Here is a 17,454-nt window from a genome sequence, read left to right as displayed (position 1 = left end):
ATGGTAACAGCATATTCATTCCATAAAAAGCGCCCATGCTACCGATAGCATGGGTGCTTTTTATGGAGTGGCAACAAGTGCAGAATAAAAGCTACTTGTAGTCTCGCTTGTAAAATTTTGAGAAAAACCGATAACGTCGTAGGGCGCGCGGCTTAGGTTTCAGTGAACCCAAATAGATTGCAAACATAGTCAGCAGAGCACCGCTCCACTGTAAGCTATTAATCGGTTTGTCCAGCCAGCTATAATCAATGACCAGTGCGGCAATGGGTTCTGATAATAATAATAACCCAGTTAACGCCAAAGACAGCTTAGGAATGGAGTAAGCAATTAAACCCCATGCCAAGCACTGCATCACTGTACCGTAGATGAGCACCCAGCCAATCTCAGACCAAGTGTTTGGCAAAATATGACCCATATCAAACACAAACATGGGAACAATCATCGCCAATACACCACCGATACTAATCAGCTGCATCAGCATAAATATGGGTGTGGGTTCAGTATCATGGGTCTTACGGATAAAGGTCATCGATGCCGCTAGCATTGCCCCTGAAACGATACCAGTGATGAACCCCCAAGTGGCGGCGCTGTTATGCGCAAACTCAGGACTGCCTATCATGGCCACACCAAACATGGCTAAAAACAAACTGATGAGCTGCAATATAGATTGGCGTTCATTAAAATATAAGAACCCAATGGCGGCTAAAAAGAAAATCTGTAGGCTATTCAGTAAAGTTGAGATGCCAGGGCCGACTGCATAAATACTCTCGTGCCAGAGCGCCAGATCTAAGCCTAAAAAGACACCTGATAATAAACCATAAAAAATAGCGCGCCTTGAGCGGGGTAGACGCTGTCCCATGATTTTGGCCAATACAGCGAATACGACACCTGAAATAGCCAAGCGCCAAAATGCCATTGCCCAACCGCCAATATCAACGTGAGCGACAATCAAACTACCTAGACCAAAGATAATACAACCAATGACCAACCCAGTAGAGGCAGAGCGTGAAGAAGCAATCGCCATATAATGTCCTTATATCCATATTATTATTTTATCTTACTGTATCAACGATGACGCCAATGAATACTGACGCTAATACAAGCCGTATTGTCTAGGTTTTGACGCTAAAATGAAATGGTCAAACCATCATTTATGCTTATTGTTTGATTTATTATCAAGATATTAGGTTTTATCTCTGTATATGCTAGGTATAAAATCAATGATGACCTTAAGCTTCACTCATATAAGAAAATCTCTATAACAATACGAATATATGGTGGAGACATCCTTACAGGAACGATGTTGGCGTGGTTATCACTATTTGTTAATCTAGTGGTTTATAATCTCTGTAGTGGCATAATAAAACAGGATAGTTTCTTATTAGTCTTTACCTCAAGTACTTCAATACCATTAGCCTAGGTTCATCTATGTTGCGACGTTCATTATCCCTACAACAACGACTATCGACATCTGGTTTTGCTATAGCCATCTTTGCTAGTACGCTATTTATGGCGCCAAGCGTACAAGCGGCCAGTTGCAAAATTCCAAAAAGTTATTATAAAAACGTGGCTTGTACGGCAAATAGCGGCTATTTTTTGGCGACAAAAGATTTCGGCGCGCCAGTTGCTCTGATTAATAGTAAGGGCAAAAGCGTCGTTGATTTATCACGTTATCAAAAAGTCGATGCCAGTAAGATATCGGCAGGTTTACTGCCTGTATTGCGCAATGGTCATGTCGGTTATCTTAATATGCAAGGTCGTGAAGTAGTACCTGCGATGTATGATGTGCTTAAAGAAGGACAGGGTTGGGCGCGTCCCGTCTCTAACGGGCGTATCGTGGTAAAGCAGGATGGTAAATATGGGGTCATTACTACTAGTAACAAAACCATCGTGCCGTTTTCATCCGCGATTAGTGACATTGATGATTACCAAAATGGTGTCGCCCGTGTACGTAAAAATCAAGCGATCAGTTGGATTGATGAAAATGGTAAAACGACCAGTGACCCAAATGGTAGTAACAACGAGCAATCCACGACGCCACGAGCACCTGCCAGCGCTAATGGCAATGCATCCTCATCCAACCAGACACTTCCCAATCGCTTTACGATGCTACAACCGCGTCAGCAAGATGGCAAATGGGGATTTATCGATGACAATAATGTGACCATGATTACCTATTCTTTTGACGAGGTGCGTCCCTTTGCCGAAGGCTTGGCTGGCGTGCGCATCGATGAAAACTGGGGCTTTGTTAATCTTGGTGGCGAGTTGGTGATTCCTTTTCGCTTTGCCAATAGCGGTGTGTCGGCTGGTGATCTTTATCAAGGCAAACCCGCCTTTACCTTTACTGGTGGTAAAGCGTGGATTGGCAATCTAAAAAACGGCAATAAAATGTGTATCGATAAAGAGGGTACAGGAGTGGGCTGTGATTAAGCGGCGCGTCCAAATCTAAAAACCTAAAGACCTACATAAAATAGCCAGCATAAAAAAGAGCGTAAATCCTATGAGTCAGTAGTAGGATTTACGCTCTTTTTTATGAATTGTGTGACAACTAAAACTATTCGTCTAATAAATGATTGCTGATTAAATCAACCATATAAGGTTGATAGTATTCAGGAATATCATGCGCCATACCTTCGATTAAATGAAACTTGGCATTCGGAATGGTCTTGGCAACCACACGACCTTGTGAGGCGGGCAGTAGTCCATCTGCGCTACCATGCAGTACGATAGTCGGTGCTTTGACTTGCTTGCTAAACCGGCTGATAGAGCCTGACGCTAAGATAGCATTGAGCTGTTGTACCGTGCCGAGCGGATGAAAGTTGCGCTGATAACGCAATTTGGCAATTTCACGCACCATCCGTACGTTGACATGCCCAGGCGTACCGACTGTCTTCATAAACCACACGCTATGGCGCACGATATCGCGCTCAGAATGACTTTCAGGGCGGTTGATCAGGGTATATAGCTGCTTAGGTTTTGGTGGTTTTAAAAATGCACGGTTGGTCGTGGTAAACATCAACGCCATACGCTGCACTAAACTTGGATAACGTGCCGCTACGATTTGCGCAATCATGCCGCCCATCGAAGCGCCAATCAGATGGGTTTTGCCCAACTGCAATGCCTTAATCAAACGAACAGTATCTTCTGCCATATCCGTTAAATTATAAGCAACTTGCGTACCTTTATTGGACAACCCGGTTTGCAGGCGCATCATCATTTTTAACTGACTGATACGCGGTAGTCCATCAATCTGCACTTTAGAAGACAGACCAATATCACGATTATCAAAACGAATGACAAAAAACCCGGCATCAATAAGGCGCTTGATAAAATTATCTGGCCAAAATATCATCTGTGAGCCAAGTCCCATAATCATGAGCAGTGGTGGATTATTAGGATTGCCACCTGCCTCAACACACAGCTCAATGCCATCGCCGATATCAATCATTGATTGATACAGATGCTTGCTAAGGTCAGAGTCTCGCCATTGGTGCGCGCCAAACTTTTGCCACTCAGGAGTAGGGTAGCCACCTAAGTCTTCTGGTAGGGTTACCGATGGTTTGATGTCATTCGATGTTGTCATGAAGTGTCCTAATTAGAGGGTCGTCTATTACAGCTCAAGCATCTCAAAATCAAGCTTGCCCACACCGCACTCTGGGCAGGTCCAATCATCAGGGATATCATCCCATTTGGTGCCTGGGGCAATCCCTTCTTCGGGACAGCCGAGTGCTTCATCATATATCCAGCCGCAGACGATACATTCATAACGTTTCATAAATAGTCCTATCGAGCATTATCAGTGTTTATAATCCGTGTTACAGGGTGTTTTTGACGTTCATATTTACAATCACAGCCGTTAAATGAGACTGTAAAAGCGCACATAGTTTAGCATATAACCGTGATTTTCGTCGTTAAGTTTACACTTGTATATTGAGATTGATTGGTTTTTATCAAGGGGTTTAGACCTTCTGTCTGTCAGTAAGCACCTGTACGCTTATGTGCTCAACTGCGATATTTCTATCAATTATGTTATAATAAGCGCCGCTAAATTCACAGTATTAGCCATCATTTATCGTTGATATATTATTATCTAAATTACATTATCTAAGTCATATACGCTAAGGGTTACCATGAGCATTAATGCTGCCGCTACATCTAAAAATGTCGAAAATGAGTCGTCTAATAAGCTCAATACGGATCATCCCTTCTGGCAAGTGATTCGCACAGTACCAGACTTCCCGAAAGTGGGTATTGATTTTTATGATATTACGCCGTTACTGCGCAGTCATATTAATGAGGTGATAGATGCATTGCTCGCCGCACTGCCTGAAGGGGTGATGGATGAGGTAGATTGTCTAGGTGCAGTTGAAGCGCGTGGTTTTGTCTTTGCAAGTTTGCTTGCAGGTCGATTGGGAAAAGGGATGATTTTGCTACGTAAACCCGGTAAGCTGCCACCGCCCGTTGCCAATAAAGCGTATGCTCTAGAATATGGTAAAGACACGCTTGAGATGCAAAACAATCTACCGCCTGAGCGTGTGCTATTGGTCGATGATATTTTAGCCACAGGCGGCACTTTAACCACCGCTTATGAGTTGTGTAAATCGGCAGATCATACTGTAGTGGGGGCGTTAGTATTGCTAGATTTGGTTGATTTGCATGGCGAATTTCCAGTGCCTGTCTATACGGTTTTAAAGGCTTAAAACTGGCAACGCTTAGTGAATAGTGTGAAATGAAGCAATCAAAAAAGCGCGCTGAATGAGTTTAGCGCGCTTTTTTAATTGCCTGTATTTGCTTTGTTTTAACGTACGTTACTTGTCTTGCTGGTAAGGTAAGTTTTACACGCCTGTTCTATTAGCATACGACTAATCGTTTTTGGCTTGGTTATCTTAAAATCTTTGGTGGTTAATATGGGTTTTTCTGATTGCCAAGATTCTAATACCTTGTTATTGGCATCATAGTTAACGTAAGCGCGTCTATAGTAACTGGCGTCTTTGCAAGAGATGAGCAATTGCTGATCGCTATGATGAATCACTTTTTCTTTACCTTCCTTATCTACTTTTGTTTCATCTTTTTGTGCAGGGTACGTTCTACGAATAGATACGGTGATGTTTTCGACATTTTTTTCGTCTATGATATTGATGTCGGAGCTTTCAATAGAGTCTAAGTCTAAGCTAAAAATTGATCCAGTAGGACTTTCTGATATTTTTGACCAGTTCACTGCATGCGTGCTGACTGCTAGAACACCACCCACTAATAACACTGATAGCCGTTTCATAATCAAGCCTTGCTTCTTGTTGTGAGAAGTGAGCCATGATAGCCAACTTACTATTAGCAGGCAAATTTCTTTTATAACCTGCGACTGAGGTTTGTAAAGTGTTGATCATACTCATCACCGTTTATAACACTCGACGCTCATATCAATGACGCATCGCTGCTAAAATCTGAGCAAGCTCATCACGAGCACCAATAAAGCCATCGATACCTTTTGGTAATAAATCTTGTGTAACCGTGTCTTGCTGATAGGCGCTACTATATTCCTCTCGCGTTAGACTCACGCGTTTCATGTCAGCCACATCTAATGACATGCTAGGTGACAGTTGCTGTATCACCTCAATATCCATCGCTGCCAGCGCGTCGATAAGGTCAGGCGCAATGGTCAATAGATCACACCCTGCTAGCGCCAATATCTGTTCAGTCGAGCGAAAGCTTGCGCCCATCACTTGCGTATTATAGTTATGCTGCTTGTAGTATTGATAAATGCGCTTTACAGACTGCACGCCCATATCATCAGAAGCGGGCACGTTTTGACGATTTTGTTGGCGTTTTTGCCAGTCTAAAATACGACCAACGAAAGGCGATATCAATGTCACACCTGCATCGGCACAGGCAATTGCTTGATGCTGTCCAAATAACAACGTTAAATTGCAGTGAATATTTTGGGTTTCAAGATAGCGTGCTGCCTCAATCCCTTGCCATGTCGCGGCCATTTTAATTAATACGCGCTCTGAGTTAACCCCTGCTTTTTGGTAAGCTTCCATAAATACTAAGGCTTTATCAATCGTCGCCTGAGTGTCATAAGACAAACGAGCATCCACTTCGGTAGAGACGCGGCCTTGAATAAGCTCTAAAATATCACAGCCAACCTGAATGGTCAGCGCGTCAATCACTGCATCTATATTGCCATTATGACGACTCATGGTTTCTGACAGCATGCCTTGGTTGTCAGGATGGAGGAGTGCTTTGGTAATGAGGCTTGGATTGGTGGTCGCATCGATAGGTTTTAAGCGCGCAATGGCGGCAAGGTCACCAGTATCAGCGACAATGGTGGTCATGGTACGAAGCTGTTGTAATGCGCTCATCAGATATCCTTTTTGATCAAAAACAGATTGTGTTCAGTTACGTGGTAATTTTCTACTTTATAGTGCTATTTGCTATCAGTTTTAGACTGTAACATAGTTTTGAGTGGATGTTCCTTCATAGTTTTGCCGTGCATCGCTGCCATATTGCCTCTGTTTGCCAATATTGACGAATTTACGCGCATTTACACATGGGCACTGTCGATAGTTTTTGTTATAGTAGAGCGGGTCAGCGATCTGGCTGCTACATTTGCATGCTGGTGTGTGTGACTAACATACGGCAATAGTAGACGATAGCGCTCGCCGTGCAGGGTGCTTTTGAGAGGCTGCCTGCTATTTAGTGTGATTTCTATCGAATATCATTGCTAGTATGCTTGACACCTTTGACCGTCATTGAGTGCTGATTCAGTAATGAGATGATTGGTTGTCGATAATTAGAAATACTTGAAGCCTTCAAAGTTAAAAAAGCAGTGCCTAATAGTAAAAAAACTCAGTAATAATTTTAGAAAAAGGATAGGCGGTAATGAGTGAGCAGTCATCAGAGCAAAATATGGATAAGCTAAATCAAGCCATCGCAGGGGCTAACGATACTGCAACTGAAAAAGCGTTTTTGGACGATATTCGCCAAAGTATTGATACAGTAGACTGCGAAATCCAGACATTGATTAATAACCGTGCCAAGTTGGCTCAGCAAGTGGCCGCAGTAAAGAAACAGCACATTGTCAATAACCCGACTGCCGACAATAGTAATCCTATTTTTTATCGCCCTGAGCGTGAAGCGCAAGTGCTAAAAGCGGTGATGGAACGCAACACAGGTCCGATCGCTGATGACAAAATGGCGCGGTTGTTCCGTGAAATCATGTCGGTCTGCCTTGACTTAGAGGCACCGCAGCGCATTGCTTTCTTGGGACCAGTAGGTACTTTTACTCATGCTGCTGCGCTCAAGCATTTCGGTAAAGCCGCTGATACCGTACCAATGACCACCATTACTGATGTATTCCGTGAAGTTGAAGCAGGCACAGCGATGTATGGTGTGGTGCCAGTCGAAAACTCGTCTGAGGGTGTGGTCAACCATACGTTAGATGGCTTTTTGTCTTCTACCTTAAAGATAATTGGAGAGGTTGAGCTGCCGATTCATCAGAATTTCTTGGTCGCTGAGCATACCAAACTTGATGGTTTAAGCCGTATTTACTCGCATCAGCAGTCACTAGCGCAGTGTCGTCATTGGCTCGATGTCAATTACCCGAATGTCGAGCGCGTGGCGGTATCGAGCAACGGCGAAGCTGCCCGCCGCTTGAAAAATGAATGGCATTCAGCGGCAATCGCCGGTGATGTGGCTGCTGCAGAATATGGCTTGCATAAGCTATATTCAAATATCGAAGACAACCCGAGCAATACCACGCGATTCCTTATCATCGGTCACGAAGCGATTGCGCCATCAGGTCAGGATAAAACGTCTATCGTCGTATCAGCACATGACAAAGCGGGTGCATTGATCGAGATTTTGAAGCCTTTGTCTTATCATGGCGTGTCGATGACCAGTATCGAAACCCGTCCTGAGCGTCCGAATAAGTGGGCATACGTGTTTTTCATCGACATGAATGGTCATATTGACGAGCCAAACGTCAGCGCTGCTATCGCTGATATCCGTCCGTTGGTAAAAGATGTGCGTGTTCTAGGTTCTTATCCAAAAGCAGTGCTATAGTCCTTCTACTGTAAAAGAGTCATGGCGTTTACCTCGTGTGAAGTATCACATAATCATCTTCACTCGGTTGCCTTGGTTACCCTTGACTCGCTTTGAAATTGAACCAACGATATAACGCCGAATGGGTCACATCACTTGCCAAAATCATATCTAAGGATAAATCATGCCGTTATCTCATTCAGTAGAGTCAAATTTATCACCGCTTGTACCTGCCTACGATAGTATTTTAGAGCTGGTGCCTTATCAAACGGGCAAGCCGATTGAAGAGTTAACGCGTGAGTATGGCGTCTCAGATGTGGTAAAACTTGCCAGTAATGAAAACCCAAGAGGCTGCTCACCGCACGTCACGCTAGCGATTACTGAGCAATTGGGTCAGTTGGCACGTTATCCTGATGGCAACGGTTACTATCTAAAACAAGCACTGGCTGACTTCAATGATGTCAGTGTCGAGCAGATTACTTTGGGTAATGGCTCTGACGATTTGCTTGATATTTTAGCGCGTAGTTTTGCTGGTGCTAACGATGCTATCGTTTACAGTCAATATGCCTTTATCGTTTATGCGATGTTGGCTAAAATACAAGGGGCCACAGGTATAGAAGTGCCTGCCCATCGCTTTGGGCATGATCTAAAAGCAATGAGTCAAGCGGTTCAAGACAACCCCAATACTAAAATAGTCTTTATCGCCAATCCTAATAATCCAACTGGCACGCAGCTTGAGCCTCAAGAGTTACGAGCATTTATGGCTAGTATACCAAGCTCGGTATTGGTGGTATTAGATGAAGCGTATATCGAATATAGCCCTGAAAGTAATAATAGGGCGTTGTTAGATGAATTTGATAATGTCGTCATCGTGCGCACTTTTTCCAAAGCTTATGGACTGGCGGGTTTACGTGTCGGTTATGCGCTTAGCTCAGTGGCTGTCGCGGACTTACTCAACCGAATCCGTCAACCATTTAACGTGAGTAGAGTGGCTTTAGCTGCGGCGGCGGCTGCACTTGCTGACTCAGACTTTATTGAAAAAACTCGTCTGATGAATGATGAGCAAATGCGCTGGTTAGAAAAGCAGTTTGACGCATTAGGCTTGGGGTTTATTAAGTCGCATGCCAACTTTATTATGGTAGAAATAGCCGTTGAGATGGAAGACATCACCGCTGCTTCTATTCATCAAGCATTGCTAGAGCAGGGTGTTATCGTCCGTCCATTAGAGAGCTATGGCTTACCGCATTGGCTGCGTATCACAGTAGGGGTGGCAGAAGAAAATATGCGCCTGATTGATACACTGCGCTCAATCTTGACTGATAATTGATAATAAGTATGTTAGGTCGTCTTGGATAAGTAAATAATTTATTAATCATTTTTATGACACTAGCGTCGGCTTGTTTTAGTCATTCTGACGCTAGTTTGTTTAACGAGAAAAGCCGTGAGTCGCCAGCAAAAAAATGTAATCAACCAAAACATAAGTAATCAAAACAATAATATGCAGTCTATTAATACTCAGCCGCCTTTGTTTAAACAGATTTGTGTGATTGGTCTAGGGCTTATCGGTGCGAGCCTTGCCCAAGCCATTAAAGATAATGGTTTGAGTGAGCGCTTGGTGGCGGTTGATAGACATACACCAAGCATCGACGAAGCCATTCAGCACGGCTTATTAGACGCTGGTAGTGCTGTTTTAAGCGAAGTAGTGTTTGGTAGTGATTTGATTGTTATCGCCGTACCAGTACAAGCGGTGCAAACCGTATTTATCGATATCAAAGCAGCGATGGATAACGGACAGCTTGCTCGCGACTGCATCATTACTGATGTTTGTAGCACCAAGGTCAATATCATTGATGCGGCTCAAGCGGTGTTCGGCTCGCTACCGACAGGATTGGTGCCTGCACATCCAATTGCGGGTGCAGAGAATTCAGGATATCATGCCAGACGTGCGACATTGTTTGTTAATCATAGCGTGATTATTTGTGAGCTACCTACTACAAGCAATGTAGCAATTACCAAGCTGCGGCAGTTATGGGAATCAGTGGGTGCAAATGTCATGTCAATGGACGCCGAACACCATGATCGCATACTGGCGCATACCAGTCATTTGCCACATTTGCTTGCCTTTAATTTGGTCGAGCAATTGGCAAGTCATGATGACAATTTAGATATGTTTCGCTATGCAGCGGGCGGCTTTCGTGACTTTAGCCGTATCGCTGCCAGTGACCCTAAAATGTGGCATGATATATTTTTTGCCAACGAAAGCGCGATTGTGAGCGCCCTTGATGAGTATGGTGTCTATCTACAGACCATGCGCCAGCTTATCATTGATAAAGATTCAACCGCCCTGATGGGACTTTTGGGCCGAGCGCAAGCCGCACGGCGACATTTTGGCCATATGTTAGCCAGCACCCCTTATACGGATACTTCTGCCATGTCAGCTTCTTATAATATTACTCCTAGCAATACTGTATTGGGCACTATTGCCATTCCTGGTGACAAGTCTATCTCGCATCGCAGCATTATGCTGGGCAGCCTTGCGACAGGCGTGACCAATGTCACTGGGTTTTTGGAAGGAGAAGATGCGCTTGCCACCTTGCAAGCCTTCCGTGATATGGGCGTGACCATTGAAGGGCCTGATAACGGAAAATTGACCATTCATGGCGTGGGTATGAACGGTCTGAAACCGAGTAAAACACCATTGTATATGGGCAACTCAGGTACTAGCATGCGCCTGCTGGCTGGTATTTTAGCGGCGCAATCATTTGACAGCGTGTTGACAGGTGATACCAGCCTAAACAAGCGCCCAATGGAGCGTGTGGCCGCACCTTTACGCAAGATGGGTGCAGTCATTCAAAGTACGGGTCATAGTGGTACGGCGCCACTTAGTATCACTGGTCGAGCGACAATCGGTAAGCCATTACAAGGTATCGATTATGAGATGCCTGTGGCTTCTGCGCAGATTAAATCTTGCTTATTGTTGGCTGGACTTTGGGCAGAAGGCACCACAACCGTTACCCAACCGGAAGTCAGTCGTGACCATACCGAGCGTATGCTTTCAGCTTTTGGTTATCCAGTAACGGTCGATGGCAACCGTATCAGTGTGGCAGGTGGCGGGCAACTCACAGGTGGTGATATCGCGGTCCCTGCTGACATCTCATCTGCGGCATTTTTTATGGTCGCTGCTGCGATCAGCCAAAATAGTGAGCTGACTTTGACGCAAGTAGGTATTAATCCGACACGCACGGGCATTATCGATATCTTAAAATTAATGCAAGCAGATATTAGCCTAAGTAATGAGACACATGTCGGCGGAGAACCAGTCGCTGATATCACTATTCGTAGCTCAAGCCTAAAAGGTATTGAAATCCCAGAGCATTTAGTGCCATTAGCGATTGATGAATTCCCAGTATTGTTCATTGCTGCCAGCTGTGCGCAAGGTCGTACGGTGTTGACTGGTGCCAAAGAGCTGCGCGTAAAAGAGTCTGATCGTATTGCAGTCATGGCAGAAGGATTACAAACACTGGGTATTGGTTGTACAGTGACGGAAGATGGGCTAATTATTGAAGGTAAGGGCATTGAAGGCGAAGGTATTGAGAGTCAAAATAGCAACGTCAATAATAGCCAGCCTGTCTTTGGTGGCGGTCATATTACCTCGCACCATGATCATCGCATTGCCATGAGTTTTGCCATTGCCAGCTTACGTGCATCTAAGAAAATTACTATTGAAGGTGTTGAAACCGTTAATACCAGTTTCCCAGGATTTGCAGAGCTTGCCAATCACATTGGAATGTCTATTAAAGTTGATAATGCTGCGGTTTAATACCACAAACTCTATTGACTTGCTGAATAGTATTATTGGCTTTTGCAAGGTTGAGCTTTAAAGTACTGACTTGTAAAATGCTGGCTACAGCATTCCATAAAGTCTAAAAAGTTGCTCATTAGCCTTGATGTAAATGTTGTTTTTAAAGTTGTTATCGTTAGCAATGTGTTGATGCCTATATTGGCATGAGCGCATTGCTTTTTAACTTGTATCCTATCTGTAGTAACCCTGCGCTTTTGCCATTGAATTGATATAAAAATTAATATGGGGCAAGAGTGCGCTTTGCTCTAAAAAGTTGTACTGTACTATGACCACCCAAAACGTCATCAAAAAACCAGTTACGCCCATTAAAACAACCAGACGTGGCATCATCACCGCCCTCATTGCCTTTTTTATCTGGGGTGGGTTTCCATTATATTTTAAACAATTGGCCGCCTACGATGCGACCGAAATTATCGGTCACCGTATTATTTGGACGTTTGCTTGCTTGCTTATCGTGTTGGTAGTCACCAAGCGCTGGCAGTGGATTGATACCTTAAAGAAAAATCCGAGATGGATCGCGTTCTCATTTATATCGGGTTTGATTATTGCCACCAACTGGCTCACTTATGTATGGGCCGTCAATCACGACCGCATTCTCGAAGCCAGTTTGGGGTATTTTATCGGACCATTGGTGGGCGTTGCGCTATCGATGATTTTATTCAAAGAGCGCTTACGTACGCTGCAATGGGTTGCCATCGGTTTCGCCTTATTATCCGTGGTCATTCAAGTAGTTATGATTGGTAGCTTGCCATGGATATCACTGATTTTAGCCTTTAGTTTTAGTACTTATGGCACCATTCAACGGCAGACGCCTTTGACAGCTGTCGATGCTATGTTTGTCGAAACAACGATGTTGGTGCCGATTTGCTTATGGTGGTTCTGGCAAGCAGATGTGGTCAGTAGTCAATTGAGTTTTTGGTTTAGTCCGAATATTTGGCTACTAATGATTGCAGGGCCGATTACCTTGATACCGCTGTTATTGTTCAATAAATCTACCAAGCTCGTTGCTTATAGCATTTTAAGTTTTATGAATTATCTGACGCCGACCTTTATTTTCTTTTTAGCGGTGTTCTATTATAACGAGCCATTTGATTTACAGCGTCTAGCAGTGTTTGGTCTGATTTGGTTTGGTCTGTTATTATTCAGCATTGACTTATGGCGTCATCGCCCTAGTAAAGCGCTAAAAGCCGCGCGTTTGCGTGAAGAGGCATTGCAGAAAACCAATTGAAAAACCTGAGTTCAAAATCTAATTAAAATTTAGCAAACAAGGATGAGAGCATGTTTCATACCGAATCTGATGTGGTATTCGTTAAAGGCTTGACAGTGGAAGCCGTCATCGGTGTTTACGCGTGGGAGCGCGCAATCACGCAGCCGCTGCTGATTGATATAGCACTTGAAACAGATATCAGCCGTGCGGCTATCTCAGATGATGTCAATGATGCGCTGAATTATAAAGCGGTTTGCGATGATGTGAGCGCGTGGTGCCAAGCGATTAAAGCGCAGTTGCTAGAGCATTTAGCGGGGCAAATCGCTGATAAGTTGCTTACCAAATATAGCTGTCATAAAATCACTTTAAGCATTGCTAAGCCTACTGCTATAAAGCAGGCGGGTGCGGTTGGGGTACAGATCACGCGTTATGCAACGGTCATTGAAAATAAGCCAGTTGTAAGCAAGGACGATGATGCATAATATGCATAAAAATTTGGCTGATTTGAGTCTTGAAACGCTAAAAAAGCAGACGCCTGAACAGTTGCAAACGCAGTCTGTGACGGCAGTATTATTGGCTTTAGGCAGTAATTATCAAGCTGAACATTATCTGCTGCTTGTCCGAAAAGATCTAGCGGTGCTAGGGGAGATACATTTATCTACTGCGTTTGAAAATCCTGACTTTACATCGACCGAAGCGCAACCAAAGCCCGATTATACCAATCAGTGCGTTTATTTGCGCTTAGTAGAGCCCATGACACTGCAACAGTTACAGCAGGTTTTTAAAGATCTTGAAGGTGACTGTCATAGGCAGCGTCTAACAGAAACTCAAATGCCAATAAAAAAAGTTACGATGGATATCGATATTCTATTGATAGAAACGCTATTAATAGAAGTTGTTTCTGATGAAAATAGCCTAAGCAAAAATAAGGACTTTAAAGAGTCTAATTGGATTGTAATGGCAGACCGTTACCCATTCAAAGCGCATGAAAGAGCAGGGGTAGAGGAGTTGATTGAAGGTCATTTTTAAAAGGTCACATGAAGCAGCCCAGATGCTATTCTAAATAAATAAAAGTTATTGAGGACACGCCTTAGTGTTTTTCTTAAAACCTCTCAAAATAAAAGCTGAGCAAAATGCCCAGCCTATATCACATTTAAAAAGTTTAACTATTACGCCTACTGTGCCGTCAAACCACCATCAACGACAAACTCTGAACCCGTCGAGTAGCTTGAGTCATCTGACGCTAAAAGTAGCACCATGCCGCTGACTTCTTCTGGCTGCGCCACACGTCTCATCGGAATAGTTTTGGCAAATGCTTCAACCGCATCTTTGGTATCACCTTGCATAATCATCGGTGTGGCAATGACACCTGAATGAATGGAGTTCACGCGAATGCCATGAGGGGCACACTCTAATGCTGCCGCTTTGGTCATACCGCGTACCGCAAACTTAGAATCGGTATAACCGATAGCGCCGCCAACCAAGCCATTAATTGATGAGATATTGATGATAGAACCTTGTTTGGCGGCTTTCATCGTTGGAATGACTGCTTTCATGCCTAAAAAGACCGATACTTGGTTAATCTCTAGAATCTTGCGATATGCTTCTACTGAAGTATCTAAAATAGATTTGTGAGTGGTAATACCTGCATTATTTACCAAGACATCAATTTTGCCAAATTTATCTTGGGTGGCTGTAACAACTTGCGTCCAATCTTCTTCACTAGTGACGTCATGCTTAATAAATAGAGCGCTATCGCCAAGCTCTTTTGCTAATGCGTCGCCTTTATCAGAATTAATATCGGTCAAGACTACCTTAGCGCCTTCTTGCATACACAGACGCGCATGCGTTTCGCCCATGCCTTGGGCGGCACCTGTGATAATAATCACTTTGTCTTGTAAACGCGCCATGAGTTTTCCTGTTTTTTTAGTTATGAATAATGAGAGAGTATAGGACAGAATCGCTAAATACTCCTTAGTGAATATGAAACCAAAAGTGAATACTTTACGTTTTTAAAAGATAGCTTTGAATAATGCTTTTGGCTGACTGTTTTAAATAATGTAGTGAGGAAATGATGTATAACGACATATTAAATTTCTGTTTTAACGAGGTGGGTAGTGAGAAGTTTTTTGAGAAAGACATAGCGTTTGATAAATTACTAATAGAGCGATACAGCGATATACTTGAGCAAGCGAAGGATGCAGAGTTTTATACATGGCGAAGCATCATAAAAGGGCGTTTAGCAGAAATTATTATATTGGATCAATTTTCACGCAATATTTACCGTGATACGCCGGCGGCTTTTGCCCAAGATGCGATGAGTCTCGCGCTCGCGCAAGAAGCGGTTGCTGCCGGTGCATTAGAGGCGCTTGAAACGATGGATGAACGTAAGTTTTTATTGATGCCTTATATGCACAGCGAATCAAAACTGATTCATCAGCAAGCAGAGAAGCTATTTAAGCAATATACCAATGCAGATACCGTGGATGCTGAGCTTAGACATAAAGTGATTATCGATCGTTTTGGTCGTTATCCGCATCGTAATGACATTTTAGGACGGGTTTCAAGTAGCGAAGAAATAGCATTTTTGACGCAGCCTGACTCATCTTTTTTATAAATATTGTCTGTTAAATAGCTAGTCAGTAAAGCGTTATTTATCAATTGGTTAAAATAGAAAAAGAGGCTGTTTAGCCTCTTTTCATTCAGTATCGACGACAGCTAGAAGATTACTTCTGCTCAGCGCCTATCTCATCTATATCGGCACGGCCAATCACATCGATATCCTCTAAGCATAGTTTGTCATATTCTTTTTTACAAAAGTCAGGATCGATTTTGCACATCGCTGCTTGTAATTGATCGAGGCGATTTTCTGATTGCTGAATATGTTCGAGCATTTTAGCAAACGCTTCAGCCACAGGATCTTGTGAGGTTGGATCGATACCATAAGCTTGAAAAGCAGTTTCGCGTGCTGAGCGGTTGTTGGCTTTTTCATCTATTGATTTTTTATCTACTGCCTTTTTATCTATGCCATTATCTGTAGAAGCAGCTTGCGCCACTTTTTCTTGTTGCTTGGCATCATCGATTTTTTTGACAATTGGATTGCCCTTTTCATCATGATGGTCTGATATCATCCGAGCTGCGCTGCCGACCATAGTCGCACCTGCTGGTACTGCCTTTACTACGACGGCATTTGAGCCAATTTTGGCGCCTTTGCCGACAGTAAATGGCCCCAATACTTTGGCACCGGCACCGACAATAACACCGTCTTCTAAAGTAGGATGACGTTTGCCATTATTCCAAGAGACGCCGCCAAGCGTGACCCCGTGATAAAGCGTCACATCATTGCCAATCTCTGCCGTTTCGCCAATGACGATACCCATACCATGGTCAATAAAAAACCGTCGACCGATTTTGGCAGCAGGGTGTATCTCAATACCTGTGATGATACGTGATCCATATGAGATAACGCGCGCCGCCAGTTTTTGCTCGTTTTGCCACAGACAATGTGCACCGCGATGCAAAATAAGTGCATGAATACCAGGGTAGGTCAGGATGACTTCCAGACTATTACGTGCTGCTGGATCACGGTTAAATACCGCATCGATATCTTCTGTTAGGTCTTTTTTGATGCGTGAAAGTGATTTGAATAAGGCAGTTGGCAATGACATAAATTGTCCTATCATATTTTTGATTACAATCTATTTAGTTATAGCAGCTTTGCAGCACAAAATATAGCGATGAGCGATAAATAAAAACAGACGACTGACAGATAAAATGCCAGTCATTGACAATTTATCTACAGGCAATTATTTATGATTTAGCTATCACTGACAACATATTTTAGCAGTTCAACAACTTGCTCTGGCGTTTGCGCCCATGCCATTGCCGCCGCATCGACTTCTTTTAGCGGATGGATAATATCTTCAGCATGAAGGGTAATGTACGGCTTGCCTAAAGCCGCGCAGTAGCCAGCATCGAATGCAGCGTTCCACTGCTTATATTTATCACCAAAGCGAATGATAGCAATGTCGCACTTTTGAATCATGTTTTTGGTGCGAATCGCATTCACTTTTGATGATTTATGGTCGCGCCAGAACCCATTATCTTCTTTACCGAGTACGTCACCAGCGGCGTCACTGGCTTCATGTTCAGTCACTGCGGAGGTAAAGGTAATATCTAAACCTTTGTCTTTCGCGCCTTGCATGATTTTTTGTCGCCAGTCGCTGTGTATTTCTCCAGACAAATAAACATTCCAATTCATCATCAATTCCTTTTTATTATTGAATCATATCATTTTTAAAATCATAGCATTTGTAGATGCTACGGCTGCTAATGCAATAGCAAC

At 43.4% G+C, this 17,454-nt stretch carries 17 protein-coding genes; 9 read left to right on the top strand and 8 right to left on the bottom strand.

Annotated elements, in window-relative coordinates:
- Positions 1 to 91: 91 nt before the first annotated feature.
- The gene (locus I3257_RS04830; protein ID WP_045447840.1) at positions 92 to 1,024 is read right to left on the bottom strand and encodes a DMT family transporter; all 933 of its coding nucleotides are present in this window, start codon (positions 1,022 to 1,024) and stop codon (positions 92 to 94) included.
- Between the two features lie 404 nt (positions 1,025 to 1,428).
- Between I3257_RS04830 and I3257_RS04825 the strand changes: the two genes are divergently transcribed.
- On the top strand, positions 1,429 to 2,430 hold the full coding sequence (locus I3257_RS04825; protein WP_201501340.1) for a WG repeat-containing protein: 1,002 nt from the start codon (positions 1,429 to 1,431) through the stop codon (positions 2,428 to 2,430).
- Positions 2,431 to 2,554: 124 nt separating this feature from the next.
- Here I3257_RS04825 and I3257_RS04820 read toward each other — a convergent pair whose 3' ends face one another.
- Together I3257_RS04820 and I3257_RS04815 are read right to left on the bottom strand one after the other, a co-directional pair.
- Entirely contained in the window at positions 2,555 to 3,583 is a 1,029-nt protein-coding gene (locus tag I3257_RS04820; protein ID WP_238048987.1) for an alpha/beta hydrolase, read from the bottom strand.
- Positions 3,584 to 3,610: 27 nt separating this feature from the next.
- On the bottom strand, positions 3,611 to 3,775 hold the full coding sequence (locus I3257_RS04815) for a rubredoxin (RefSeq protein ID WP_011280463.1): 165 nt from the start codon (positions 3,773 to 3,775) through the stop codon (positions 3,611 to 3,613).
- 355 nt (positions 3,776 to 4,130) lie between these two features.
- On the opposite strand from I3257_RS04815, the gene I3257_RS04810 reads away from it, so the two are divergent.
- A complete protein-coding gene (locus I3257_RS04810; RefSeq protein WP_055124107.1) occupies positions 4,131 to 4,700 on the top strand; it encodes an adenine phosphoribosyltransferase in 570 nt (189 codons plus the stop codon).
- A 98-nt stretch (positions 4,701 to 4,798) separates the two neighbouring features.
- Here the strand turns inward: I3257_RS04810 and I3257_RS04805 are convergent, their stop codons facing one another.
- Together I3257_RS04805 and I3257_RS04800 are read right to left on the bottom strand one after the other, a co-directional pair.
- Positions 4,799 to 5,275 (bottom strand): hypothetical protein, encoded by a 477-nt coding sequence (locus I3257_RS04805; protein ID WP_045448276.1) that lies wholly within the window; start codon positions 5,273 to 5,275, stop codon positions 4,799 to 4,801.
- A 142-nt stretch (positions 5,276 to 5,417) separates the two neighbouring features.
- Positions 5,418 to 6,359, bottom strand: coding sequence for a transaldolase (locus I3257_RS04800; protein WP_238048986.1), 942 nt, complete (start codon positions 6,357 to 6,359; stop codon positions 5,418 to 5,420).
- Between the two features lie 520 nt (positions 6,360 to 6,879).
- Here I3257_RS04800 and pheA point away from each other — a divergent pair.
- From pheA to I3257_RS04770, 6 genes are all read left to right on the top strand, one after another.
- The gene (gene pheA / locus I3257_RS04795; protein ID WP_045455471.1) at positions 6,880 to 8,061 is read left to right on the top strand and encodes a prephenate dehydratase; all 1,182 of its coding nucleotides are present in this window, start codon (positions 6,880 to 6,882) and stop codon (positions 8,059 to 8,061) included.
- A 163-nt stretch (positions 8,062 to 8,224) separates the two neighbouring features.
- Positions 8,225 to 9,367 carry a histidinol-phosphate transaminase gene (gene hisC, locus I3257_RS04790; protein ID WP_238048985.1) on the top strand — a complete coding sequence of 381 codons (1,143 nt, stop codon included), beginning with the start codon at positions 8,225 to 8,227 and terminating at the stop codon, positions 9,365 to 9,367.
- Between the two features lie 171 nt (positions 9,368 to 9,538).
- A complete protein-coding gene (locus I3257_RS04785) occupies positions 9,539 to 11,860 on the top strand; it encodes a bifunctional prephenate dehydrogenase/3-phosphoshikimate 1-carboxyvinyltransferase (RefSeq protein WP_238048999.1) in 2,322 nt (773 codons plus the stop codon).
- A 307-nt stretch (positions 11,861 to 12,167) separates the two neighbouring features.
- The gene (gene rarD / locus I3257_RS04780; RefSeq protein WP_055124102.1) at positions 12,168 to 13,130 is read left to right on the top strand and encodes an EamA family transporter RarD; all 963 of its coding nucleotides are present in this window, start codon (positions 12,168 to 12,170) and stop codon (positions 13,128 to 13,130) included.
- Between the two features lie 50 nt (positions 13,131 to 13,180).
- The gene (folB, locus tag I3257_RS04775) at positions 13,181 to 13,591 is read left to right on the top strand and encodes a dihydroneopterin aldolase (RefSeq protein WP_238048984.1); all 411 of its coding nucleotides are present in this window, start codon (positions 13,181 to 13,183) and stop codon (positions 13,589 to 13,591) included.
- Positions 13,584 to 14,138: a 2-amino-4-hydroxy-6-hydroxymethyldihydropteridine diphosphokinase gene (locus I3257_RS04770; protein ID WP_238048983.1), complete on the top strand. Its 555-nt coding sequence runs from the start codon at positions 13,584 to 13,586 to the stop codon at positions 14,136 to 14,138. The genes folB and I3257_RS04770 overlap by 8 nt, the downstream gene beginning before the upstream one ends.
- 146 nt (positions 14,139 to 14,284) lie before the next feature.
- Here I3257_RS04770 and I3257_RS04765 read toward each other — a convergent pair whose 3' ends face one another.
- Positions 14,285 to 15,019 carry a glucose 1-dehydrogenase gene (locus I3257_RS04765; protein ID WP_238048982.1) on the bottom strand — a complete coding sequence of 245 codons (735 nt, stop codon included), beginning with the start codon at positions 15,017 to 15,019 and terminating at the stop codon, positions 14,285 to 14,287.
- Positions 15,020 to 15,180: 161 nt separating this feature from the next.
- Between I3257_RS04765 and I3257_RS04760 the strand changes: the two genes are divergently transcribed.
- Positions 15,181 to 15,726, top strand: a complete 546-nt coding sequence (locus I3257_RS04760) for a DUF924 family protein (RefSeq protein WP_238048981.1) — start codon at positions 15,181 to 15,183, stop codon at positions 15,724 to 15,726.
- 109 nt (positions 15,727 to 15,835) lie between these two features.
- On the opposite strand, the gene cysE is transcribed toward I3257_RS04760, so the two are convergent.
- On the bottom strand, positions 15,836 to 16,777 hold the full coding sequence (gene cysE / locus I3257_RS04755; protein ID WP_269135322.1) for a serine O-acetyltransferase: 942 nt from the start codon (positions 16,775 to 16,777) through the stop codon (positions 15,836 to 15,838).
- Between the two features lie 149 nt (positions 16,778 to 16,926).
- On the bottom strand, positions 16,927 to 17,370 hold the full coding sequence (locus tag I3257_RS04750) for a YtoQ family protein (RefSeq protein ID WP_238048980.1): 444 nt from the start codon (positions 17,368 to 17,370) through the stop codon (positions 16,927 to 16,929).
- Positions 17,371 to 17,454 lie beyond the last annotated feature (84 nt).

Origin of the sequence: Psychrobacter sp. Ps7 (assembly GCF_022129225.1) — a bacterium.
GTDB lineage: Bacteria > Pseudomonadota > Gammaproteobacteria > Pseudomonadales > Moraxellaceae > Psychrobacter > Psychrobacter immobilis_A.
This window is presented reverse-complemented; position numbering and strand designations above follow the sequence as displayed.